The sequence below is a fragment of the Exiguobacterium sp. s48 genome (assembly GCF_018617395.1).
Classification (GTDB): Bacteria; Bacillota; Bacilli; order Exiguobacteriales; family Exiguobacteriaceae; genus Exiguobacterium.
On sequence record NZ_JACSKC010000001.1, the window covers coordinates 1,857,980 to 1,881,927 of the forward strand.

Sequence of the window (23,948 nt, forward strand, 5' to 3'; positions counted from 1 at the left end):
AGAAGGAAAATTTTTTGTGAAAAGGAATTAATGTATATGATTCATCCATTATTAAGACAACCGAGCTATCGCATCATCGATCAATCGAGTCTCGGCCCGATGTTTCAAGCGGAACAATCGTTTGCGACCGATGATACGTTATGTGCGTCAACGCAAGAACGAGGTGCCGTCTTGCGGGCATGGGTGCACACTGACACGATTGTCCTCGGAATCCAAGACGCCCGACTGCCACACCTGAAAGAGGGTGTTCGTTATCTACATGAGCGGGGATTCCGTCCCGTCGTCCGAAACTCAGGCGGGTTAGCCGTCGTGCTAGACGATGACGTCCTCAACCTTTCGTTAATTTTACCCGAGAAGGACGGGATTCAAATCGACAGCGGCTATGAGGCCATGACCTCGCTCATTCAACACATGTTTCAGGATGTCACGAATGACATCGTTCCCGGTGAAGTCGTCGGTTCATACTGTCCGGGAAGTTTCGACTTGTCGATTGACGGTAAAAAGTTCGCCGGCATTTCGCAACGACGCGTTCGTGGCGGTGTCGCCGTTCAAATTTATTTGAGCGTGAGACAGAGCGGGAGCGCACGTGCTGAAATCATCCGCGACTTTTACGACCTTGCCATCCAAGGGGAAGCGACGAAGTTCACGTACCCGACCATTGTACCGGAAACGATGGCTTCGCTTGAAGACTTGCTTGGGATTCCACTCACCGTGCAAGATGTCCTGACTCGGGCCTACCGCGTTCTTTCCACTGTCAGTTCGCTCCAAAACGCGACATTAACGGCTGACGAACAAACGATGTTCACAAGTCAGTTCGAACGCATGTGGAAACGGAATGAACCGTTACGCGACATTGAACAACAATTAACAGAGGAGTGATTCATCCAATGTTTAAACTGATTACAGATACCGGTGCTGATTTGACTCACGATCAAATTATCGAATTCGGTCTTGAGATTTTACCGCTCGGTGTCATCATCGACAACGAAGAATTTTTAGACGGGGAAACGATTCAATCCATCGAAGTGTACGAAGCGATGCGTCAAGGCAAGACGCCGAAGACGTTCCAAATCGAGGCATCACGAATCGAACATTGTTTCCGTCAACACCTCGAGTCTGGAATCCCGTTCTTATATCTCGCTTTCTCCGGAGAACTCTCCGGTACATACCAAACCGCTGTCATGGTCGGTGAAATGTTGAAAGAAGAATATCCGGACAGTTCATTCAAGGTTCTCGATACACGGACAGCCTCTGTCGGACAAGCATTGTTCGTCAAAACGGTCGCAGCGTATAGCCAAGATCATACGTATGAAGAAACAGTGGAATATGCTGCTTCTCTCGTCGGCAAAGTCCGTCACTTGTTCACGGTCGAATCGCTCGAATATTTGATGCGAGGCGGACGTGTGTCGAAAGCGAGTGCTTTTATCGGAGACTTATTGACGATTCTACCGTTATTGACGGTAGAGGACGGCAAGCTCGTCCCGATTGAAAAAGTACGCGGTCATAAAAAGGTCATGCGCCGTATGGTCGAATGGACGATGGAGTCGAAGTCACTCGTCGAGAACGGGGACCTCTTCATCGGTCACGGTGACGACCTTGAAAAAGCGGAACAGTTCGAGAAGATGGTCCTTGAACATGTTCAACCGAAACACATCACGAAAACACTTGTCGGCTCTGCCATCGGTGCCCATACCGGTCCAGGTCTACTCGTCATCGCCTATTTAGAGGCATGAAAAATGAGCTCTCCCGATTTTCGGGCGAGCTCATTTTCGTTTAGCGATTCCAGTTTTTCAATCCATCACCGAACTGCGCGTAATTTTCGGCTTGGAACACACCGTCCGCAAACTTCGGTACGTCTACCGGCAACTTCCCTTGCGGCTTCACTTCGCCGAAAATGGCACGAATGCCAGCCGGCAAGTTCGGTCCGGCCGATTTCAAGTTCCCTGCTTCCGAGTCCGGTCCGTTCGGGTCGCCTTTGAACCCATAGATCAAGAGCTGCGCCGGAGCATCCGTCTGAACGGCAACATCATATGGGTTGCGCAAGCTGAGTAAGACTGACTTCTTCCCTGTATCATTGGCGTAACGGAACACCTCGGCCGGCACGTAATGATCAGCTGATGTCGGCTTCAATTTGGCGCTGTTGTTCACGTTCGAGCCGACGATGATGTAATCGGCTGCCTCGACTTTTTGCTGAAGCTCCGGATTTTGCGTTAAGTGTGGCGTTGACGCCGAATAGTTGGCCGTGATGACGTTCACGCCTTTCATATTCCCAGCGTTCTTCTCGAGTGACTTGATCGTCTTCACCATGCTGTCTGTTTGATCTTTCGCTGGCGACAAGACGAGCACCGTGTCCCCTTTTTTCGGTTTGAACGGGAGTGTCTTGAACTCATTCTTCACGAGAGTGACGGCCGCTTCCGCAATTTCACGTTCTTTCGCTTTATGCTCGGCACTTCCTACCGTCGCATTCGCTCCTGAGAGTTTTGCCTCGAGTGTAGTGGAGTCCATCGTTTCTTCCCAAATCCCACGCTCTGCCTTCAATTTTAAAATGCGTTCCACTGATTCATCGATGGTCGCTTCTGATAAGCGCCCATCGTTTACTGCTGCAATCACTTCCTCAAAGATCGCCTCGAGTTTGCTCACGTCCGCCTCTGAGCGTAAAATCGTCGGCATGAGTGCGATGTCGACGCCCGCTTCAAACGTCTTGATGACCGCCTCTGCTTCCGTGAAATTGTCTGCGATGGCTTGCATATTGAGTGCATCCGTCACGACGATTCCTTCATAGCCAAGCTCTTCACGAAGTACTCCCGTGATGACATCGTCTGATAGCGTTGCCGGTAGCGGGAACGTGCCGCGATCCGATTCGACGACCTCGTCCTCGATTTGTGGCATTCCGATATGTGCCGTCATGATCATATCGATTCCTTCCGTGATGGCGCGTTTGAACGGTAACAACTCGAGTCCGCGTAACTCGTCGAGCGACTTATCGACAACCGGTAACCCATAGTGCGAGTCGACGGCCGTATCCCCATGACCTGGGAAATGTTTCGCCGTTGCGGCAACACCTTGGTCTTGAATACCTTGTGTCATGGCTGAACCGAGTTCACCGACTAGCTCAGGGTCGCTCGAGAACGAACGGACACCGATGACCGGGTTTCCTGGATTGTTGTTGACGTCTAACACTGGTCCGAAGTTCACGTTTACCCCGAGTGCGTGCAATTCAGAACCGATGATTTCCCCTGCGTCATAGGCATATTGACGGTTGCGTGTCGCCCCAAGCGCCATATTCCCCGGTAAATTCGTTCCCGTTCCAAGACGTGTCACAATCCCACCTTCTTGGTCAATCGTGACGAATAACGGGATATCATTGCTCGTATCTTGTTTCACGACCTCCTGAAGGTCATGAACGAGTTTTGTCGTCTGTTCTGTCTCCTTCACGTTTTCCGCAAATAAAATGACGCCTCCAAGGTCAAAACGATCGATGACTCGCGCCACTTCCGGTGCAAGTGCTGTATGATTCGCTCCGTTCCATAATCGGAAGTCTGGCATAATCATCTGCCCGATTTTTTGTTCGAGTGTCATCGACTCTAGCTTCGTGCTGACGCGCTGTTCAATCGACATCGTCGGCGTCCCTTCTGCCACGACCGCGTCTGCCGCCGGAATCGAAGAGACGAGCAATGTCGTCGTCAATCCGAGTGTTGCCGTCCAATTCAGTGCCTTGTTCATGTTCCCACTCCCCTTAGTCAAATTTGGCTGACCCCTAAACAAAAAGGCATGGAGGAAGAAGCGTTGCCTCATCAACGCTCGTTCACCCCATGCCTGATCGTATCAGTTACATTTGGTCCTTATTCAGGTGGTCAACAACAGTATAGCAACTCCACTTTTTAGAAACAATTGTTCACGTGAAAGCGTAACCATTTTGAAATAATGTTTCTGTTTTGATACACGGTCAACTGTATTGGCAAAACCAATAATTTCCGTGGTTCGTTTTTGATTCGTTTTTTGGTAAACTCAATTCGATACAGGTTAACTTTCAAAAAGGGGGAAATTATTGTGGCAAGAGGGGAACTGAAGCGCAAGCCGGAATGGTTAAAAATTAAATTGAACACGAATGACACATACACCGGTCTGAAGAAAATGATGCGTGAGAAAAATCTACATACGGTATGTGAGGAAGCGAAGTGTCCGAACATCCATGAATGTTGGGCGGTACGTCGGACCGCGACTTTCATGATTCTCGGGAGCATCTGTACACGTGCTTGCCGTTTTTGTGCTGTCACGACCGGGAAGCCGAACGAGCTCGATTGGGAAGAGCCGAAACGTGTCGCCGAATCGGTTCGACTTATGAACTTGAAACACGTCGTCATCACGGCTGTCGCGCGTGACGACTTGAACGACTACGGGGCTACCGTCTTCGCCGAAACGGTTCGCGCGGTCCGTGCCATGAACCCAGAGACATCGATTGAAGTGCTCCCGTCGGACATGATGGGTGACTTCTCTGCCTTGCAGACGTTGATCGATGCGGGCCCAGACATCATGAACCATAACTTAGAGACAGTCCGCCGCCTCACACCGAGAGTCCGTGCGAAAGCAACGTATGACCGGACACTCGAGTTCTTGAAGCGTTCGAAAGAATTGAATCCGGATATCCCGACGAAATCATCGATCATGGTCGGGCTTGGTGAGACGAAAGAGGAATTGATTGAAGCGATGGATGACCTCCGCGCGCATAACGTCGATATTTTGACGCTCGGTCAATACTTGCAGCCGACGAAGAAACACCTCGAGGTCGAACGTTACTACCATCCAGATGAGTTTGCCGAGTTGAAAGAGATTGCTCTATCAAAAGGATTCTCACATTGTGAGGCAGGTCCACTCGTCCGTTCGTCATACCATGCGGATGAACAAGTACACAAGGCACGTCGCCACACGATGTTGCCAATCGACTAACAGAAAGAAGAGAGATTATGACTGGTACGACGTGGCACTTACTTAGAACTGAATCGACTTCACCGGCCGAAAATATGGCGATTGATGAAGCCATCGCCAATTGGGTCGCGAAAGGGGAACTCAAACCGACGCTTCGTTTTTATTCATGGGCACCTCATGCAATCAGCGTCGGACGTTTCCAGCGGGCGACGCGTGACTTGGATCGTGACGCCCTCGAAGCGAACAAGATTCCGGTCGTTCGTCGCTTGACGGGGGGACGGGCCGTGTTGCACGCGGACGAGTTGACGTATAGCGTCATCTTACCAGAATCGACCCCTGCCCTTCCGACGAATATTATCGAGAGCTATCGCCTACTCACGGAAGGAGTCCGTCGCGGGTATCACGAACTTGGCGTCCCTGCTGAATTTTCGGTACCGTTGACGGAAGAGGACCGCGAAGCGCTCCGTAAACCAAAATCGGCCGTCTGCTTCGACGCTGCCTCGTACTACGAGCTTGCTGTCGACGGCAAGAAGATTGCGGGTAGCGCACAAGTGCGTCATCAAGGCGCCGTGCTTCAACATGGGTCGATCCCTCTCTCTGTCGATGATGAGGTATTATTCGACTGTTTCGCGATGAATGAGACGGAGAAACGAGAAGCCAAAGAACGCTTCAGCGAAAAAGCCGTCGCCTTAAACGACACCTTAAAGCGCTTCGTCACATTCGATGAAGTGGCGGCCGCGTTCGAGACGGGCTTCAAGGACGCCTTCTCGTTGACGTTCGAACCGCTCGTCTTCACGAAAGAACAGCAAGCCGAAATCGATCTTCTCATTCAAAAGTATGAGAGTGATGAATGGGTCTGGAAACGCTAAAAAGATTGTCCCTTGTAAAAAAGGGACAATCTTTTTTTAAGCTGCGTTCGCTCGGCGCAAGAGATGGCGCACTTCCCGGAACGTGACGAACGTTTTATTGTTCGCATCATACAATTTGTAGCGTAACGATTTCAGACTTGAAAATAATCCAATCGTCGTCGCCCGCTGTAATGGTGGTGTTGATGTATGTGCCTTCTCTAAATGGTAGTTCGGCACGCGTGGACTCAAATGGTGCACGTGATGGAATCCGATATTTCCCGTCACCCATTGAAGCACTCTCGGCAACTCGTAATACGAGCTCCCTTCAATGGCTGCCTTTACGTAATCCCATTCCTGCTCATCTTCAAAATAGGAATCTTCGAACGTATGCTGAACATAGAACAACCAAATTCCGAGCACACCAGCGATGAACATCGTCGTTCCTTGTACGATCAAGAACGCTTGCCAACCAATCAGATAGATGAGCACGCTATATAGGACGACGAGAGAGATATTGATGAGATACGTGTTTTGTCGCTCTTTTTTCCGGGCGTCCTTCCGGTTGAAACGACTCGTGACGAGAATGAGCCAAAGTGGCCCGAGGCCGAACATGACGAGCGGATGACGATATAGGCGATACTTTAGACGCGTCCATTTTGATGCTTCGATATACTCCTCAATCGTCATGACCCAGATGTCTCCGACACCCCGTTTATCCAAATTCCCACTCGAGGCGTGATGAATCGCATGCTCTCGTTTCCACTTCTCGTATGGGAATAACGTCAAGACCCCTGTGATGGTTCCGACAATCGCATTCGCCTTCTTGTTCTTAAAGAATGAACCGTGCGTACAGTCATGGAAAATGATGAACATTCGCACAACGAATCCTGCCGCAATCAGCGTGAACGGCAATGTCAGGAAAATCGAGACACTTAGCAGTTGATACGCTAAAAACCATGACACGAGAAACGGTAAAATCGTATTGATCATCTGCCGCACACTGATCCGAATATCGGACTTTTCAAACGGCGAGACGTGCTTTCTTAATTGGGCAATCTTTTCTTTACTCATCACAACCTCCTTGAATTCAACAGCGTCACAACGCAAAAATATAGATAAAACCAACAACCAACGTTGTTCAATGTGAATTCATGGATCGGAAAGTCGTCCCTATCAAGAATTAACACTAGGTCATTATATCACGTATAAAACTTATGTGGTGAAAATTCAGAAAAAAGACTCGTCCCTCTTTAGAGACAAGTCTAACTGATTCATTGTTGCGTATAGATGGAAACCGACCCACCGTTGACGAAGAATTCGCCCCAGCCATCCGTATTGATTGTCACGAGACGTCCATTATTTCCAGTCATGTCTTTCCATACTTCTCCCGCGTTTTGTTTTCCAACATACATCCATTTCGATCCACCCGGTCCGTCCGACAAAATCGTCGCAAGTCCCGATTTCGCTCGATCTGCCACACCTTCACGCGTCCACCCGATGACATCTTGATGGTCGATATAGTCATGCTGGGTGCCGTAGGCGAAATCTTTACGCGCTTTCAAAATCGGTTGAAGCGACGCTGACATATTCGGGATTTCACGGTTCGTCGTCCCTTTCGTTCCATAGTAGTCACCATAGAAGAGTGCCGGATACCCTTGACCACGTGTCATGATGGTCGCGTAGGCGAGCGGCTTGAACCAATTCGCGACCGTTGACTCAAGTGACTGTCCTGGTTGCGAATCATGATTGTCAACAATCGTCACAGCGAGTGTCGGATGTTGCTCGACGACCGTGCCTTTTAGGATATTTCGCATATCATAATAACCGCCACCATTTCCTGCTGCTTGGAAATTGTAATGGAGTGGTACATCGAATACGGAATGAGTGTAGCCCGTCTTCGCCAAATAATCGTTGATAGCCCCAAGATCGTTCTTCCAATACTCGGCAACGGTGAACATCTCTTTTCCTGTCGCCTGACGGACGCTCGTCACCCACTCTTTTAAATAGGAATGGTTGATATGTTTGACCGCATCGAGTCGGAATCCATCTAGTCCTAGTGAATCCGCATACCATTTGCCCCAGTTTTTCATCTCTTGTCGTACTTCCGGATGTTCAAAGTCGATGTCCGCATACATCAAATAATCGTAGTTCCCGTTCTCACCGGACACTTCACTGTCCCACGCTTTACCGGTACTCTTAAATTTATAAATTCGACTCAAACTCCGTGACTGATCCCAATCCGTTCCATCAAAGTGATACCAACGCCACTTGAATGGAGAGTATGTATTATTCCGCCCTGCGAAATTGAAGCCGGTCCAGGCAGAAATGGCATATTCCCCTGATGTCTCTTGATTTCGATTAGAAGGATTGACTTCGACCGCTTGAACAGATTCCGTATAATCGGCTCCGCCCTTATGGTTCATGACGACATCCCCGTACACACCAATCCCTTTCCCATGTAGGTTCGAGATGGCCGACTGTAGCTGCGCTTTTGTTCCATACTTCGTCCGCGTCGTTCCTTTTTGATTGAATTCTCCAAGGTCGTACAAATCGTACGCTCCGTATCCGACATCGTTTTGCGATGTCCCTTTATACGCCGGTGGAATCCAAACGGTCGAAATCCCGATGTCCTTTAAGTGCTGCGAATCGTTCGAGAGTCGGTTCCAATGTTGTCCATCGTTTGGAACGTACCACTCAAAGTATTGCATCATCGTTCCGTTCTGCGGGGTCGCCGCTTGTGCGACCGGTTGCCCTGAAAGCAGTGCAATCGATGTCACTCCAGCCAGGACGGCAATCCCTTGTCGTTTCTTCAACATCCTTCATTCCTCCTCAAATAATTAATGAAAGCGCTTGCATTAATTATTGTGAAGGTTTTTGATTTTGTTGCATAGACCAACGTCAAAAAACAGTTCTCTCTCCCTAACTATTTCTCATTCGAATAGTTCAGTCGAACGAAACAAAGACGGATGGCTTGTGCCATCCGCCTAGTTATTAACTTGTGACGTAATCCAGGTCGTGCAAAATATACGCCAGGAAGAAGATCATACTTGGATTCTCATAGCGCATCTGGACTTTACGGAGCTGCTCGCGATACGTGACCTCATACTCCGCCCCGTTCATCTTGCGCTCCATGTTCATCTTGATGAGGGCATCGAGTTTGTCCATCATATCGACGAGCATTCCTTCATACGTATCGTCTTTCGAGTCGGCCATGTATCGCCGAAACGCCGACTGCATATATTCTGGCAATAGCCCAAGAAGACGTTCGCTTTCTGCCCGTTCATATGCCTCAAACGCTGCCCCCGTCTCTTGTGTCGAATGCTTCACCGGACCGAGTACATCCCCAGTCACCCCTTCGACTAAGTCGTGACAGAGAAGACGAGCGACAAGCTCGGCGACATCGACATCGACGCCGTACTTCTCACGCTCTAAGAGCCCGCTGAACATGCCGAGCGCAGCCGCTCGGAAACCGTGAATCGCATCGTTGTCGTCAATCGTGTTGAAGCGACCTTTCCAGCGACGGACACTATCCATCCGCATGACGTTCTCGATGAACCGCAACACATCGGTCTCTTCCTCGACCTGGTCAAACAGCCAACGGACCGAATCGATTGGGTGATGTCTTAGTGCGGCTTTCATTTCTTCTAGCTTGTCATCAAAATGCGGAGAGCCGTGCGCGACTTCTCGTCGCACGAATAGCATCGCATCGAATGAATCGATGCCGTCGACAATCCGCCCCTCGAACGAGTCATCTTCCGCTTCCACCACGAAGCGGTGGAAGTGAGGACGCAGCGACTGCGACAGTAACTCGACAAGACCGAGGCTCGCCGTCCGCTCCATCCGTTCGATATGACCGATCAAGGTCGGTTCTTTTTTCGTTCGGTGCATAATCGGACCCGTCTGAACTTCATTCATGTCGTGGAAAATGGCTTTCCCGAGTAAATCGAGCAAATCGACTTCACGTCCGTTCTCTTTTTCCACATACGCCGCGATCAAGCTAAAGACCGCGACACGAAAGCTATGACTCGCTGCGTTATCATGATAATGAGGGGCATATTCGTCCCATCGTTGCACGTTTTGCATGCGTGTCATCTTTCGGATAAACGTTCCGTTGTGCATGGTCTCACTCCTTATGATAATCGTTCAAATACATCGTCATGACAGACGACATAGAGCATGTCTGTATCTTGAAGGGGAACATCTAACATCGTCGCCACATCTAGTCGGTCGTTGACGGCGATGAGTGTCACCCCTGATTCAAGTAAAGCCGTGTTCGCTTGCCGAACATTCTGCCACTCGGCTTTCGGCTTCAGTGACTGAATGTTTCCACCCGACTGCTTGCTCAACAACTGACGGAAAATCGCCGTCGTCCCCGGTTGCAACGTTGCTTTCGCCATCAAGAGCGAGACCGAGTCGTTCGCCAAAATAAAATCGTCGACCCGGACGTGTTTGAATTTCGAGATATTCCGCTCTTCGCATACCTCAACGACCGTATGTAAATCGACATGATGATCGTGCGATAGCGCTTCGACCGCCGATGCGATCAATAACGACTTCCCATCGGCGAGTAACGTTTCCGTGATGCGTGCATCCGCAAAGATGGCGATTCGTCGGGCTTTTAAGACGTTCGCCTGCAGTAATACCGCTTCCTCCGAAGCATCCCCTGATACGAAGTGTACTTGATCGTGCACGTACGGCTCCTCCATCAACTGATCAATCAAGACGATTTCCGCTTTCCGTTCGTAATTAAGCACTTCATCGATTGCCTTCTTCGTCTTCGGGGACCACCCGATATACACATAATGTCCTTCTCCACGATACACTAGTCTTCCCTCCCGTTTTAGCCGTTGAAACGTCGCACCGATTTCAACCAATTTTCCAATCAACGCCCCGATAATCCCAATCCCGAATAGGAACAAGAATATCCCGAGCCATCGTCCTGCCACGGAGGACGGATAAAAGTCCCCATATCCGACGGTCGTCAGCGTCGTCATCGTCCACCAGAACGAATCAAATAATGATCCGAACGTCTCAGGCTCTAACCAATAACCGAGCACGGTTCCTAGGACGATGATGCCAATCGACGCCAAGACGACATTTAAAAATGATAATTTCGCTAATCCTTTCCACAAACGAAATAAGATATGCACTGTTTCCCCCTCCTTCTCTCTTATATACTAAACGTATCTACAAAAAGATTCACGAAACCATTTTGATCGTGATTCCGTATAAGAAGAAAAAAGGAAGGACTGGCTTATGAACTCCATCGTCTTAGAGTATCGTCTCTATAAAAATGAATTATCGTTCGAACCACTATACCATTACACGTCTCTCGGATTAGATGAAGTGCTGGCCCGTCGTGAATGTGAGTTTTTCGTCAAAGACGGCATGACCTATAAACAACGCTCATCCGCTTTAGAAGGTGATCAATACTTCTTGATTTATGTCGACCGGTACACAGAAGGACCGATGGACAAACACGAAACGAATGAGATTAAAGTCGAGATTCGTACACTCGATGACCGTTTTGACAACCCGTTACTCGAGGCCTATTACGTTGACCGTCACCTCGATGCGCTCGCTATGCTCGGCAGCCAATACTTGTACGTCGCCGGTAAAGAATATGAGCGGGACTCTGCAGAAACAGATGAAGATCGTGGTGTGTATGTCATCTATGTCACACCGACTGGCTATGAATTGGAGGAATCAACATGAAGACAAGTAAGAAAATTTTAAGCGGTCTCTCTGCGGCGGTATTGACGACCTCTCTTGCCGCTTGCGGAGACGACAGTTATAACGAAGCGTCACTCCCGGAAGAACCGACCGGCTATGAATGTGACGATTGGGACTGGGATGACGTGACGGAGTCGTATTATTGCGACGACGATCGGTCCCCACACTATGGTAGCTACTTCTTACTCGGTAGCCTGTTCCGCTCGAAAAGTGCACTAAAAAATTCTTCTACCTACAAATCTTACAAGTCGAACGGCGGCGCGACCGGTGCCGTATCGAACGGTTCAAATTCAGGGTCGTCAAAATCTGGACTCGGGAGCGGCTCTAAAGGTGGATTCGGCGGATGACGCGTGACGAACTCTACAGTCAAATCCCTTATTTTTGGCCCGATTTAAACGACGAAGAATATGCCCTATACGACTGTTTCGACATGCCCGCCTCGCAGGTCGACTTGATTCGAGAAGCGACCGAGGCGGTTGATTCAATTTTTCGGAAGACGAATCAGCTGTTGCGCACGCTTCCTGACGAAACGCTCCGACTACTTGGTTACCCCGAGGCGAGCCTGCCGTTCTTACGGGAGAAAACGATGCCTCAAGAGACAATCATCGGTCGTTACGACTGGATCATGAAAGACGGTCAACTCAAGTTGATGGAGTTCAATGCGGACACACCGACGTTCATTAAGGAACTGTTTGACGTAAATGGTGTGGTTGCTTCTGAGTTCGGTCTCCTCGACCCAAACAGAGACGCAACTGCTCAACTGAAAACCGAGTTGCGGAAGGCCATCGTTGCCGCATGGAAACGACTCGGTCGTGAGGGTACACCAAAAATCGTCTTCACGGCCCATGAAGACAACATCGAAGACAAATGGACGGCACGCTTCTTGCAAGAAACGCTCGATTTACCATCTGAATTCGTACCCTTGCACGCCCTACTCGTCGACGAAGACGGTGTCTACACGCCATCGGGCGAGCGAATCGACATCTTTTATCGCCAAACGTATCCGATTGAGCATCTCGTAGACGACCGGGCACCAGACGGCGACTTGATTGGCATCCGGTTACTTGAACTCAATCAACAAAAACAGGTATCGCTGCTCAACCCTCTCTCTGCGTTCCTCATGCAGTCAAAAGGTGTACAAGCGCTGATTTGGGAACTGTACGAAACGGAGACATTGTTTGATGAAGCCGAGCGCAAGATCATCGCTACGTATTTTTTACCGACTTACTTAGACGAGACACCGTTTCTCGGTGAATCGGATTATGTTAAAAAACCAGCGTTTGGACGTGAAGGGGACTCCGTCATCTTGTATACGAAAGATGGCCAACCGTTTCACCGGGAAGCATTACAAACGTATGCGGAAGAAACGGCCGTGTACCAACAGTTCATTGAACTTCCGACACGGATGACGACGACCGTTAAGGGTCGTGTCGAGACACATTATATGGTCGGATGTTTCTGTTTGAATGGACACGCATCCGCACTCGGCGTCCGCGCCGGTAGCATGATCACGAACAACCAATCTTACTACTTAGCCGTTGGCACACCTACACAAAAGGAGACGAACTCATGACATTCATCACACTCGATTCAATTTTAAGCTTCCTCGCCCATCTCGGGACGGGATTCGGCCTCATTCTCGCCGGACTCATCATCTTCGCACTGACGACCAAATATTCGGAACGTAAGTTAATCAAAGAAGGCAATATGGCCGTCGCCTTGAAACTTTGGGGGAAAGCGCTCGGACTTGCCATCGTCATCTATACGGTTTGGGCGAACAGCGTCAACTTGCTCGACGCATTCATTTGGGGACTCGTCGGGATTGTCGCTCAAGTATTGGCGTTCTGGACGTTTGAATACGTCCTCACACCAGGCGTGAACTTAGAAAAAGAAGTCGAGAACGGCAATATGGCCATCGGTTTCAGTTTGTTCGCCGCCTCACTCGTCGTCGGGATCATCGTCGCCGCGAGTTTAACGTACTAATTCAAACACCCCATGCACGCATTCGCGAAGCATGGGGTGTTCGTATTTTCCAACATACTGAACGAATGATTAAGATGATTCCTCATCGTACTTTAGATAATCTTCTTGCAACAAACCATATATCGCACAGTCTTTATATTGGTTTTTAGCATTCCGAATCATATGTCTTACTATTCCTTCTTGCACCATTCCATTTTTCTTCATGATGATACCTGAAGCAGGATTATCTAAATTATGTGCAGCTGAAATTTTATGTATGTTCATCCTTTTGAATCCAAAATCAATGACGGCTTTTAGCGCCTCGGTTCCATATCCGCGATTCCACCATGAGTATCCAATGGTATAGCCCACTTCACAGTTCTCTGTCATACTATCAAAATTGAATAAATCAATGGACCCAATCAATTGCCCCGTTGTTTTCAGTTCAATTCCCCAATAACAAAACTCTAATGAATCATATGATTCTACGACCTCGTTTACTCTACTAATTGTTTCTGAAACAGACTGATGAGCCCCCTTTATTAAATTATCCATCACTCGATCATCACTTAGCCAATGATTGAAAATGGTTTGAGCTTCGTCTTTTCTAACTTTTCTTAGAAGAAGTCGATTGGTTTCGATTGCAACCGTTCCCTTGTAATCAATCATTTCTTCACCTGTCCCCATCCATTCTAGTTTGAGTATAAGTTTCTTTCATATGTCGATGTATTCCTGCTGTCCATAGAAAAATGGTTCAGACATTCACTTGAACGATGTCCGAACCACATTCTACTTTTATAATATTTTTTTATACACCACTGGCTAATGTAGCAGACGGTCCGAAAAATTCATATCGTGCCTGAGGCATCACACGTACAACCGTCTCCATCATCGCATTTGGTCCGCACGTGTAGACGTCATGTCCTTCGACACCAAGTGCCTCGAGTTGCATCGCACTCATACAACCCGATACGTCATCCACGTGTGTGATCAAGTGAAGCCCTTCCTCCACGAGTTCATCAAGTTCATCTCCAAGCGGACGAAGATCCATACTCCGAACTGCGTGCAATAACGTGACAGAACGTCCTTGTTCGAGTGCCGTCTTCGCCATGTTGAAGAGGGGCGTGATCCCGATTCCTCCCGCGATGAGTGTGAGCGGACGATCTGATGCTTCAAGGATGAACTCACCCGCGGGTGCACTCACCGGGATTTCTGTACCGACCGTCTGTTCATGAAGCCAGTTCGAGACGAGACCTTCCGCTTTCGGTGCAATCCAGTACCCGTTTTCTGTCGTATCGATGACGCTATATTGGCGGTGATGTAGGATATCCTCTCCCGCAATTCGTGCTTGAACCGAGATGTATTGTCCTGGAATGGCTGTACCGACGCCCCCGTCTTTTGCGACGAGACGGAATCGCTTCACTTCCGGTGTGTCTACAATGATTTCTTCGATGACAAACGGTTTGAATCCGGCCCACGGTGCATCATCATACATCTGTTTCTCGAGTGAGATGAAGACGTCTGCAATCACGCCATACGCTTTCGCCCATGCGTCGATGATGTCTGGTGTTGCCGCTTCTCCGAGGACGTCTTGAATCGCTCCGAGTAAGTTTTCACCAACGATCGGATAATGCTCTGGCCGGATATTCAAACTCTTATGTTTATGGAGTGCCGGTTGAATGGCAGGAAAAATCGCTTCGAGCCGGTCGATATGAAGGGCAGCCGCATAGACCGCGTTCGCGAGTGCTTCTGGCTGGCGTCCTCGCTTTTGGTTCGTATGGTTGAAGAAGTGACGTACTTCTGGATTTTGTTCGAACATTCGTTGATAGAAATGCTTCGTAATTGTCACACCATGTTCTTTCAAAACAGGCGCCGTCGCTTTTACAATCTCAATCGTTTGTTGATCTAACATGTGAATTTCCCCCTTTTGTTCAGTACACGTTCATTATGTGAGTCAAGTTACTTTAAAGCAATATATTAAATACTTGTTTAAAGTTGATTTCACGTTTCCGACTTATTTTCGCCATCATCCTTTCACATTTGTCCGAATCGCACTTTTTTGAATTGTCTTGTACAATGAAACAAGAGGTGATGATGGATGAGACTCACGCAAACGTGTGACTACGCACTACGGACGTTGATGTATAGCGCTACGTTTTCACATCGGCTCGTCACGATTCAAGAAGTGGCGGATCAATATGACATCTCCAAAAATCATGTCATGAAGGTCGTATACGAACTCGGAAAACATGGCTACTTGGAATCGGTGCGCGGTCGAGGTGGCGGCTTTCGACTCGCACGACCGATGGATGATATCAATGTGGGAGAAGTCGTTCGGACGATGGAACCGTTCGAACTCGTGGAGTGCTTCGGGGAAGGTCGCTGCGTGATTGCACCGGCCTGTGATTTACGAGGCGTTTTGAATGAGGCCATGCTGGCGTTTCTTCATGTGCTTGACCGTTACACGATTGCCGATCTCGTTGCTAATCGAACGAACGAACTTGCCATGTTATTAGGCGTACAAAACCCGACGGACTGAAATGGCCGTCGGGTTTTTCGGTTATAAAGGCTTTAGTTTCGCTTCGATTTCTGCTCGTCTCGCCTCTAGAAACGGCGGCAATGCCAAGCGTTCTCCGAGCGTCTCAACCGATTCATCCGTCGCGAACCCCGGTTCATTTGTCGCCAGTTCCACTAAGATCCCACTCGGTTCGCGGAAGTAGATCGACTGAAAATAGTAGCGGTCAATGAGACCAGAGTGGCTGATCCCATGTGCGTCAAGCTTCTCAATCCATTTCGTCATATCGTCTGATTCTTTCACTCGAATCGCCACATGATGCACACTCCCCCGTCCTGGTCGTTCCGATGGCAAATCCGAACGATCAACGAGATGAATCTCTGTCGCCACGCCACCTTCTCCCGTCTCAAAAACACGTACATCGTGACCATCCCGTTCAAACGTCGTCACATATCGATAACCGAGTATTTCAGTCAGCACCCGTGCCGTCTTCTCAATCCGTCGTACCGTCCATTCACTAAATCCGAGACCGAAGATGCCGACATCCGTTGGAACAGGACCATTCTTCCAAGGTGTCCCGCTCCCCCCTTCCACAAGACAGAGGCGTTGACCCTCATGATCCTCAAACGACAACGTCGCCCGTCCGAGAACTGATTTGACTTCCCCATATGCCACATCAAACGCGTCGAAACGCTCTTGCCAATACGCGAGTGCCCCGTCCGGCACTCTTAGGGATGTGCGAGAAATACTGTTCGACCCTCGATACGTTTGTCCGAGAAACGGTAGCTCAAAGAACGTCAAATCGGTTCCGGGCGTCCCCGTCTCGTCTGCATAAAACAAGTGATACATCGACGGGTCATCCTGGTTGACTGTCTTTTTGACGAGTCGCATCCCTAGTACTTCCGTATAAAATCGTAAGTTCTTCTTTGCGTCACCCGTCATCGCTGACACGTGATGTTGTCCTCCAATCATTTTCATCCGCTATCTCCCCTTTCGACTATACCGTTATTGTAGCACCTCCTAAAAAGTAAAATCCACTTTACATTATGTAAAGTTTGTTTTACAATAGTGGTAGAAACTAGAAATGAGGTGGCAATATGCCATTGGTCAATCGTGTGAAAGAGCTGCGTGCCCGGCACCAGTTAACCCAAGGCGACCTGGCCGAAAAGGTCGGTGTGACGAGACAGACGATCATCTCGCTCGAGAAAGGAAGTTATACGCCGTCGCTTATGTTAGCGATGCAAATCGCGCGAGTGTTCGAGGAACCGGTCGAGTCTATATTCACAATCGAGGAGGAATCACAATGAAACACGTCGTCGTTCAATCTATTTCAAGCATCATTCTGTATGTCCTAATGGCTTTTCTGTTCAGTTCGTTTTTATCTGATGTGTCAAAGACCGTCATCGAGTCTGACCGCTTCTCAGTTGAATTCAATCTGCTTCCTTTACTTTTACTCGTTGTTTTTGGCATTGTTTGGACAGTCTACTCGTTTAACACACGCCCGAATAAGCAGGTAAGCTTCGCTCAATGGTCCGTCCGCATGACTGAATTCAGTGAAGTCGATGAACGTGAGCAAATCATCACTGCGAAAGCGACAAAAGCTGCCTACGTCTCGTTCGGCATCTCTGTTCCAATCCTTATGGGTTCGTTCATGTTTTATCCGTTGTTTGAAGACGTTCTTCCCGCCTATCCGATCTATGCACTCGCTTCTACGCTCATCATCGCGACACTTGTCTATATGGCGACTTGGATTCGCGGCTATCGGCATTAAGGAATTCATCACGAATTCCTTTTTATATTCCCGATTTAGAATATTCTAAATCGGGAATATTCCAAACTAAGAGGACGGTGACGACAGATGGAAGAGAAACTCGCTTCTTTGTTTCAAGCGTTAGCCGACCCGAGCCGGTTGCGGATGATTGAATTGTTACGGAAACAGGAATGGACGGTCGGAATGATAGCGACACAACTTGGAATCAGTCAACCACAGACGTCGAAACATTTGCGAATCTTACATGATGCAGGTCTCGTCACGGTAACGGTTGATGCCAATCGGCGACGCTATGCGCTCAAACCTCAAGCTCTCGAACCGTTAGATGCTTGGCGAACTTATATTGCCCGGGAAACGGCGCGTCTCGATCGATTGGAAACGTTTTTAGCGGAGTCACAACGAGAGGAGAATGGACCACATGAGTACGATTAAATCATATGTAGAGGGTACGACCTTGATTATGGAGCGACTATTCAAGGCACCACGGCAACTTGTATTTGAAGCATTCTCGACACCAGCACATCTCGAGAAATGGTGGGGGCCGGCTGGATGGGAAACGAAAGTATACAGCTTCGACTTCAAACCAGGTGGCATTTGGCACTACTGTATGACGTGCGTCGACAAAGAACAGGGTGACTTTTACGGTATGGATTCATGGGGAAAATCGACCTTTATCGATGTCGATCCCTACTCCCGAATCGTCTATACGGACGCATTTTCGAATGCGGACGGACACGTCAATCCAGACTTGCCTGTCATGACCATCACAAATGAGTTTCTCGATACACCAGAAGGTACGTTATTCATAAGCCGTTCCGAGTTTCCAAGCGAGGAAGCCCTCCAACAAGTCGTCGATATGGGAGCTGTCGAAGGATTCACTTCCCAACTCGATCGTCTCGAAGCGATTGTGACACAGTAACGAACAAGGCACCGCCTCATAATAGAGACGGTGCCTGATTGCGTTCACAATAAAAAGTAGCTCACGACGAGGGTTAGTGAAAAGATGAAGACCATCCCAATTGCCAAAGCAATGAGACTCATCTTCGCATATTTGAATTGTTGCGTGTTGATCGTATGCACTTTCTTCAAATAGGAACGGGTTCCTACAAGAATTGTACTGATGCCGAACAAAATCGATAACATCCCGATTGCTGAAATCAATTGATGTTCTGCACCACTCAAATTCTCGCTTCGATAATAATGAAAGTTCGTCACTTCGTACGTTGGTGCGGAACGCTGTCGACAAATACACTATTCAAAAGAGTTTGACCAGTTGGTCTGGGAAAATGTCTGAAGAACATCGTCCCATGAAAAAACAGCGCACCCTTTATTTCGTTGATGCATTTTTATTTGAAGAAAAGTGATTTCAACTTCACGAGGACTTCAAAATAAAAGAAAAACAAATCATGTAGTGTTAGCGTTGATTGAGCACGTACTTATGAATGCAAAGTTCGGAAAATATAAGAATAAATCTGATGAAAAAAGTAAACTCATTATTTGGATGGTTAAACCTAAAAGGCATACCCTCTATCATTGAGAATACACCTTCTGAAATCGTTACAGTATTGAGTTGATGAGAAGTATTTTCCATTCATCACATTTTTCGCTTTTTAAAGTGCAACGTAATATGAACAAAACCATTCGTCAATCTTAGTTAGCGATGAAAAAATAATATTGATTTAAGATTACAATTTTGTATTTTACTTTGGTTTTTTTAATAATTTAACAATCATAAAGATTGCGAATGAAATAAAGAGTAATAAAAATACTGCGAAATCAAGAAAGTTCATGTCATGCCTCCAGATTATTTTAAAATAGAATCTTTTTTAATCATTCCTTTTGCATTACACTCTACGTTAACACGTAGATATCGTTCCTGGAGTCTGAGACCGTGTCCTTTAACAGTGAGCCCCATAATCGCTGTCCCTTCTTGGTATGCGACTCTTCTCGAACTGCTTGGTTTTTGGACTTCACTCTTCTTATCGACTATGTCGATAAGAACCCCTCCTCCATTTTCAGTCTTCATATAGTTCCCAGTTCTTCTTGCGGTGACTGTAGTTCCATTATAAGTGAACTCAGCACTAATATATGCTGTGACTAATTTCCAACTAGTAGCTCTTGCGTCGTAGATGCTGCGGCTATTGGAAGCATTTTTAATCTTGCTTGTTCCTGCTGCTTGGACTGGACTAGAAAATATGTTTTGGATGAACGAGAAGAAGTTAGGTTCAACGTCTTCTTCGGATTCTATTTCATCTGATTCATTCCATTCATCTACAATAATAAAATTATCATCAAAAGTTACAGATAAGTTATCGTTTATTTCATAAGTTTCCGTATCAAGGTTTGTGTCAAGAGTGACATTCGAAGTTGGAAGATTAATCATTTCAAGTTCTTCATTCAAACCTTCTATTAAGGTGTGTTGTTGAGTCTTTTGTAAACTTTCCGCTACTACTTCGTCGAGTGATGCATGATTCGTTTTTACTTGTTTCGTAATATCTGTAATGATTTCTTCACGTTCGAGAGATATTGCTTTGATTTCAGAATCAGTAAACGTGACCTCTACATCAATAGTCTCATCTGAAATGTTTTTTGGAAGAATTTCATTGGCATACACATCGTTTGGAATTCCTAAACTTAGATTACTTACTAATAAAGCTATCGTTAAAAATAAAGTTCCTTTTTTTAACATTTAAATACCTCCATCATTATATTATTACAAAAAGTATAAAATGATGGATTATAAAAAATCTACCTATAACATTTTTTTGAAATAGTTAAATGTTAATCTTAAGGCTATTTTATTCTCTTCATCCTTCCAATACGCCGATCCTTCACGTTTTGCCCACTTATAAGTTTGGTGATTCATTCGGACCAAGGGTTCCACTACACCCATCCAGCCTATCACTCACGGGTTCACGGGCTGGGATTGGCCCAGCCCATATCACGCCGTGGGAATTATCTCGACAAAGCACCAATCGAGTCCTACTTTGAAAACCTGAAAGACCATGTCGACTATTACAACAGTGAACGCAAGCAATGGAATCTAAAAAGATAACCTCGGAACAATATCGGGGCCATCTGATCGCCGCATAGAATTCGAGACACTTTTTACTAAACTGTCCGTAAAACAGGGTTCAGTTCAATGGTCCTCTAAGTTTCCTCACTTATCTTGTATAGAATTGTTTGAAAAGATCATCGAGTTGATTGAGAGTCATCTCGCCATACATATCCCCGATACTGATTTCTGTGGAACAGTACCCATCTTTTTCAACGAGATAACCGGTGATGCCAATCCCGGTCTCTTCTTGAATTCCTGCAATTCGTTCAGCGAGTTCCTCTTTCCCCCCTTGGAAATGTAAGTGGAACATATTCGTGACCGGGACGAGTGGTGTCGTCCAGACGCCGTCGAGTTCATTGAAGCGCGCTGCCAGTTGTACGGCATAATCCCGATAGCCGGCCATCTTATCTTTCCGCATCTCGTAATAATAATCTGAAGAAAGAATATACGGATATAGGCTGATCAAGTCACCGCCGTAACGTCGCTTCCATACCTTCGACGTGTCACAAAATGATTTTGGTCCAGCAAGGATGGCACCGGCAATCCCACCGATTCCTTTATAAAACGAGACGTATACGCTATCGAAGAGCGCGCAGATTTCAGACGCTTCTTTTTCGTAATACGGAAGCGATTCGAACAGTCGCGCACCGTCTAGATGCAGATAAATCCCTTTTTCACGACAGTGTTCATGAATTGCCACAAGTTCCTCGAACGTCGGCAATTCCCCTCCGATTTCTCGTTGTGGAAGTTCAAGCAATAGACACGCGATATCCGGTAACGCTCGAATCTCTTCGAGTGTCATCAATCGATTTTCTTCCCCGACTAAAATCGGTTCGATGTGATGCAACTCCTTCAAGCCATCCTGTTCATGGATTTCAAGGTGGCAGAGTGGATGATACGCGACCGTGATCTTCCCTGTCTCGTCACACCAAATGCGTAGCGCAATTTGTTGCGCCATCGTGCCACTCGGAAAGAATACTGCCGACTCTTTCCCAAGGACTTGTCCCATCTTCTCTTCAAATTGCCGAATCGTTTTCCCCTGTCCATACTGATCACTCGGCTTATCTTCACGCACATGCTCAAACGCACGCTTCAATACTCCGATTTCTCGTTTGCCATGACCGCTCAACTGAACAGCTGTTTGACGATACGTGTCTGCTAATCGCTCCATATATTCCCCTCCTCGACAAATAAACTCCCTGTCAGTATAACAGGGAGTCCTCTACTCAGTCGCGAATCCGGACGATGAGTTTACCGCGCACTTTCCGCGTTTGTAGTTTTTCGAGACCTTCTTTCAATTGGTCGAACGATAACACTTCTGTGACGAGATCGTTCAATTCACCCGCATCGAGCAAGTTCATCAACTCTTCGGCCATATACGCCAAGTTGCGAATTGCACGTTCGTCCTCGCTCGCATGTGCCGCTCCGAGTGCCACCTCATGAATCGAAGGCGACAAGGAAAATCCTTTCATATTCGTCATGTCTGGTGGACCGGCGATATAAGCGAGGTGTCCGCTGAACGCGAGACGATCGAGGTCAGCTGTCGCAACGTCTCGTCCGACCGTATTCAAAATCAGGTCGACCCCACGTCCATCCGTCTCTTCCATGATGCGTGCCGTCACATCCTCGACGTTATAATCAATCACTACGTCCGCCCCGAGTGATTCTACCCACTCAACGTTTTCTGGAGATGCCGTCGTGAATACCTTCAGACCGAGGCGTTTTGCGAGCTGAATCGCAAAGCCACCGACACCGCCCGCTCCGGCGTGTACGAGAATCGTCTCCTTATCCCGCGTGTTCAGTTTCTGCATGACCGCCTCATAAGCCGTCATTCCGGCACATAGAATCGAAGCCGCCGCCTCATCGCTTACACCTTGCGGAACGACCGCACACGCCCGGGCATCAACGACCGTATACTCGGCAAACCCTCCATATTTCGAAAGATCCGTATGCACGGCTACACGTGAACCCGTAATGATGTTGGCGATACTTGAACCGACCTCGACGACTTCTCCGACGAGGTCGACACCGAGAATGTGTGGATATGCCCAGTTCGGGTTTCCGTTTGAACCGACTTTATAGTCGACCGGGTTCAAAGCGACCGCTTCGACACGGATCAACAGTTCGCCCGTTCCTGGTGTCGGTCGGTCGATTTCTCCAATGTGCAGATGTTCTAGACCGGGTTGGTCGAGTAGCCATGCTTTCATGTTTAGTAAGCTCCTTCCGAATACGTGAGTTCGTATGAATGTGAATAAATTTCAACGAGGTTACCGAATGGGTCTTCGCAGTACACCATGCGATACGGTTTCTCGCCTGGGTAGTATTCACGAATTGGCATCCGTTGTTTCCCACCATGGGCGACAATCTTCTCGACAAGTCCTTCGATATCAGGGTCTTGTACACAGTAGTGGAAGATTCCTGTCTTCCAAAACTCGAAATTATCTTCTGGTGTCTCGTTATTCGGGAATTCGAATAACTCGATTCCAATTCCGTCGCCTGTTGACATGTGGGCAATGCGGAATTTACCCCAGCCTGGTCCGAAGACGTCGGTACACATCACGCCGATTGGCGAATCATCCTCGACGACGTCTGATGGTGTCATGATGGTATACCACCCCATCACGTCCTCATAAAATTTAACGGCCTCGGTTACGCTCGGCACAGAAAGACCGATGTGTGAAAATGTTCTTGGATACGTCATGTTTCATCTACTCCTTTTTGTTTGCTCAATTTAGCGGATAACGATAAGATACTGTCATTGAAGCAAGAAAAAAAGTACGCACATTGAAGTAACTACCCGAAAGTGAGGCTCTTTGAACATGACCACATCGTTCCCCGTCAACCGTGCACTCGAGATTATCGGCGGCAAATGGCGCCCTCAAGTGTACTGTACGCTTCAAGATGGACCGCTTCGTTTTTCTGACATTCAACGGGCGATCCCTGACGTCAGCCGGAAAGTGTTGACCGACCAATTGCGTGAACTCGAACAACTCGGTATGGTTCGCCGTGTCGACTATTCGACCGAGAAGCACCTCCATGTCGAGTATTCATTGACTGAAGATGCCCTCGGCCTTCAACCTGCCATGAATGCCCTTTGTTCATGGGGAGAGTGCCACGACAATCAATAATCCCGAG

Annotated in this window: 27 protein-coding genes; 14 read left to right on the forward strand and 13 right to left on the reverse strand. The window is 47.7% G+C overall.

What is annotated here, in order from left to right:
* Window positions 1–36 precede the first annotated feature (36 nt).
* Window positions 37–879 (forward strand): lipoate--protein ligase family protein, encoded by an 843-nt coding sequence (locus KNO66_RS09375; protein ID WP_214742167.1) that lies wholly within the window; start codon window positions 37–39, stop codon window positions 877–879.
* 8 nt (window positions 880–887) lie between these two features.
* On the forward strand, window positions 888–1,733 hold the full coding sequence (locus KNO66_RS09380; RefSeq protein ID WP_214742168.1) for a DegV family protein: 846 nt from the start codon (window positions 888–890) through the stop codon (window positions 1,731–1,733).
* Between the two features lie 40 nt (window positions 1,734–1,773).
* Here the strand turns inward: KNO66_RS09380 and KNO66_RS09385 are convergent, their stop codons facing one another.
* The gene (locus KNO66_RS09385) at window positions 1,774–3,723 is read right to left on the reverse strand and encodes a glycoside hydrolase family 3 protein (RefSeq protein WP_214742169.1); all 1,950 of its coding nucleotides are present in this window, start codon (window positions 3,721–3,723) and stop codon (window positions 1,774–1,776) included.
* A gap of 288 nt (window positions 3,724–4,011) precedes the next feature.
* On the opposite strand from KNO66_RS09385, the gene lipA reads away from it, so the two are divergent.
* A complete protein-coding gene (lipA, locus tag KNO66_RS09390; protein ID WP_324292278.1) occupies window positions 4,012–4,947 on the forward strand; it encodes a lipoyl synthase in 936 nt (311 codons plus the stop codon).
* 17 nt (window positions 4,948–4,964) lie between these two features.
* Window positions 4,965–5,795 (forward strand): lipoate--protein ligase family protein, encoded by an 831-nt coding sequence (locus KNO66_RS09395; RefSeq protein WP_214742170.1) that lies wholly within the window; start codon window positions 4,965–4,967, stop codon window positions 5,793–5,795.
* A gap of 36 nt (window positions 5,796–5,831) precedes the next feature.
* Here the strand turns inward: KNO66_RS09395 and desA are convergent, their stop codons facing one another.
* From desA to KNO66_RS09415, 4 genes are all read right to left on the reverse strand, one after another.
* Window positions 5,832–6,845 carry a Delta(5) desaturase DesA gene (gene desA / locus KNO66_RS09400; RefSeq protein ID WP_214742171.1) on the reverse strand — a complete coding sequence of 338 codons (1,014 nt, stop codon included), beginning with the start codon at window positions 6,843–6,845 and terminating at the stop codon, window positions 5,832–5,834.
* A 200-nt stretch (window positions 6,846–7,045) separates the two neighbouring features.
* Window positions 7,046–8,587: an alpha-amylase gene (gene amyS, locus KNO66_RS09405; protein WP_483299194.1), complete on the reverse strand. Its 1,542-nt coding sequence runs from the start codon at window positions 8,585–8,587 to the stop codon at window positions 7,046–7,048.
* 178 nt (window positions 8,588–8,765) lie between these two features.
* Window positions 8,766–9,893 (reverse strand): YfbR-like 5'-deoxynucleotidase, encoded by a 1,128-nt coding sequence (locus tag KNO66_RS09410; RefSeq protein WP_214742173.1) that lies wholly within the window; start codon window positions 9,891–9,893, stop codon window positions 8,766–8,768.
* Window positions 9,894–9,904: 11 nt separating this feature from the next.
* Complete coding sequence (locus tag KNO66_RS09415; RefSeq protein ID WP_214742174.1) at window positions 9,905–10,924, reverse strand: ion channel; 1,020 nt, start codon at window positions 10,922–10,924, stop codon at window positions 9,905–9,907.
* A gap of 106 nt (window positions 10,925–11,030) precedes the next feature.
* Between KNO66_RS09415 and KNO66_RS09420 the strand changes: the two genes are divergently transcribed.
* Genes KNO66_RS09420 through KNO66_RS09435 form a run of 4 tightly spaced genes read left to right on the forward strand, consistent with a single transcriptional unit; the run spans window position 11,031 to window position 13,490 of the window.
* Entirely contained in the window at window positions 11,031–11,489 is a 459-nt protein-coding gene (locus KNO66_RS09420; protein ID WP_214742175.1) for a hypothetical protein, read from the forward strand.
* A complete protein-coding gene (locus KNO66_RS09425; RefSeq protein ID WP_214742176.1) occupies window positions 11,486–11,854 on the forward strand; it encodes a hypothetical protein in 369 nt (122 codons plus the stop codon). Before KNO66_RS09420 ends, KNO66_RS09425 begins: the two co-directional genes overlap by 4 nt.
* The gene (locus KNO66_RS09430) at window positions 11,851–13,080 is read left to right on the forward strand and encodes a glutathionylspermidine synthase family protein (protein ID WP_214742177.1); all 1,230 of its coding nucleotides are present in this window, start codon (window positions 11,851–11,853) and stop codon (window positions 13,078–13,080) included. The genes KNO66_RS09425 and KNO66_RS09430 overlap by 4 nt, the downstream gene beginning before the upstream one ends.
* Window positions 13,077–13,490, forward strand: a complete 414-nt coding sequence (locus KNO66_RS09435; protein WP_074035708.1) for a DUF350 domain-containing protein — start codon at window positions 13,077–13,079, stop codon at window positions 13,488–13,490. Before KNO66_RS09430 ends, KNO66_RS09435 begins: the two co-directional genes overlap by 4 nt.
* Before the next feature lie 69 nt (window positions 13,491–13,559).
* Here the strand turns inward: KNO66_RS09435 and KNO66_RS09440 are convergent, their stop codons facing one another.
* Window positions 13,560–14,156: a GNAT family N-acetyltransferase gene (locus KNO66_RS09440; RefSeq protein ID WP_251128080.1), complete on the reverse strand. Its 597-nt coding sequence runs from the start codon at window positions 14,154–14,156 to the stop codon at window positions 13,560–13,562.
* A 121-nt stretch (window positions 14,157–14,277) separates the two neighbouring features.
* Window positions 14,278–15,381 (reverse strand): globin domain-containing protein, encoded by a 1,104-nt coding sequence (locus KNO66_RS09445; protein ID WP_214742178.1) that lies wholly within the window; start codon window positions 15,379–15,381, stop codon window positions 14,278–14,280.
* A 186-nt stretch (window positions 15,382–15,567) separates the two neighbouring features.
* On the opposite strand from KNO66_RS09445, the gene KNO66_RS09450 reads away from it, so the two are divergent.
* Window positions 15,568–16,008 (forward strand): RrF2 family transcriptional regulator, encoded by a 441-nt coding sequence (locus tag KNO66_RS09450; protein WP_214742179.1) that lies wholly within the window; start codon window positions 15,568–15,570, stop codon window positions 16,006–16,008.
* Between the two features lie 21 nt (window positions 16,009–16,029).
* On the opposite strand, the gene KNO66_RS09455 is transcribed toward KNO66_RS09450, so the two are convergent.
* The gene (locus KNO66_RS09455) at window positions 16,030–16,962 is read right to left on the reverse strand and encodes a ring-cleaving dioxygenase (protein WP_214742180.1); all 933 of its coding nucleotides are present in this window, start codon (window positions 16,960–16,962) and stop codon (window positions 16,030–16,032) included.
* A gap of 119 nt (window positions 16,963–17,081) precedes the next feature.
* Here KNO66_RS09455 and KNO66_RS09460 point away from each other — a divergent pair, with 119 nt between their 5' ends.
* The 4 genes from KNO66_RS09460 to KNO66_RS09475 all read left to right on the forward strand — a co-directional run bounded on the left by KNO66_RS09460 (window position 17,082) and on the right by KNO66_RS09475 (window position 18,674).
* Window positions 17,082–17,291 (forward strand): helix-turn-helix transcriptional regulator, encoded by a 210-nt coding sequence (locus tag KNO66_RS09460; protein WP_214742181.1) that lies wholly within the window; start codon window positions 17,082–17,084, stop codon window positions 17,289–17,291.
* Entirely contained in the window at window positions 17,288–17,755 is a 468-nt protein-coding gene (locus tag KNO66_RS09465; protein WP_214742182.1) for a hypothetical protein, read from the forward strand. Before KNO66_RS09460 ends, KNO66_RS09465 begins: the two co-directional genes overlap by 4 nt.
* Before the next feature lie 87 nt (window positions 17,756–17,842).
* Window positions 17,843–18,187 carry an ArsR/SmtB family transcription factor gene (locus KNO66_RS09470; protein ID WP_214742183.1) on the forward strand — a complete coding sequence of 115 codons (345 nt, stop codon included), beginning with the start codon at window positions 17,843–17,845 and terminating at the stop codon, window positions 18,185–18,187.
* The gene (locus tag KNO66_RS09475; protein ID WP_214742184.1) at window positions 18,174–18,674 is read left to right on the forward strand and encodes an SRPBCC family protein; all 501 of its coding nucleotides are present in this window, start codon (window positions 18,174–18,176) and stop codon (window positions 18,672–18,674) included. The genes KNO66_RS09470 and KNO66_RS09475 overlap by 14 nt, the downstream gene beginning before the upstream one ends.
* A gap of 44 nt (window positions 18,675–18,718) precedes the next feature.
* Here the strand turns inward: KNO66_RS09475 and KNO66_RS09480 are convergent, their stop codons facing one another.
* The 5 genes from KNO66_RS09480 to KNO66_RS09500 all read right to left on the reverse strand — a co-directional run bounded on the left by KNO66_RS09480 (window position 18,719) and on the right by KNO66_RS09500 (window position 23,514).
* Entirely contained in the window at window positions 18,719–18,970 is a 252-nt protein-coding gene (locus KNO66_RS09480; protein WP_214742185.1) for a hypothetical protein, read from the reverse strand.
* Between the two features lie 589 nt (window positions 18,971–19,559).
* Window positions 19,560–20,444 (reverse strand): hypothetical protein, encoded by an 885-nt coding sequence (locus KNO66_RS09485; protein ID WP_214742186.1) that lies wholly within the window; start codon window positions 20,442–20,444, stop codon window positions 19,560–19,562.
* A 475-nt stretch (window positions 20,445–20,919) separates the two neighbouring features.
* Window positions 20,920–21,984, reverse strand: coding sequence for a threonine aldolase family protein (locus KNO66_RS09490; protein WP_214742187.1), 1,065 nt, complete (start codon window positions 21,982–21,984; stop codon window positions 20,920–20,922).
* A gap of 55 nt (window positions 21,985–22,039) precedes the next feature.
* A complete protein-coding gene (locus KNO66_RS09495) occupies window positions 22,040–23,020 on the reverse strand; it encodes a zinc-binding dehydrogenase (RefSeq protein WP_214742188.1) in 981 nt (326 codons plus the stop codon).
* A gap of 2 nt (window positions 23,021–23,022) precedes the next feature.
* Window positions 23,023–23,514 (reverse strand): lactoylglutathione lyase family protein, encoded by a 492-nt coding sequence (locus KNO66_RS09500; protein WP_012727473.1) that lies wholly within the window; start codon window positions 23,512–23,514, stop codon window positions 23,023–23,025.
* Between the two features lie 118 nt (window positions 23,515–23,632).
* Between KNO66_RS09500 and KNO66_RS09505 the strand changes: the two genes are divergently transcribed.
* Window positions 23,633–23,941, forward strand: coding sequence for a winged helix-turn-helix transcriptional regulator (locus KNO66_RS09505; protein WP_026824988.1), 309 nt, complete (start codon window positions 23,633–23,635; stop codon window positions 23,939–23,941).
* The last annotated feature ends 7 nt before the right edge of the window (window positions 23,942–23,948 follow it).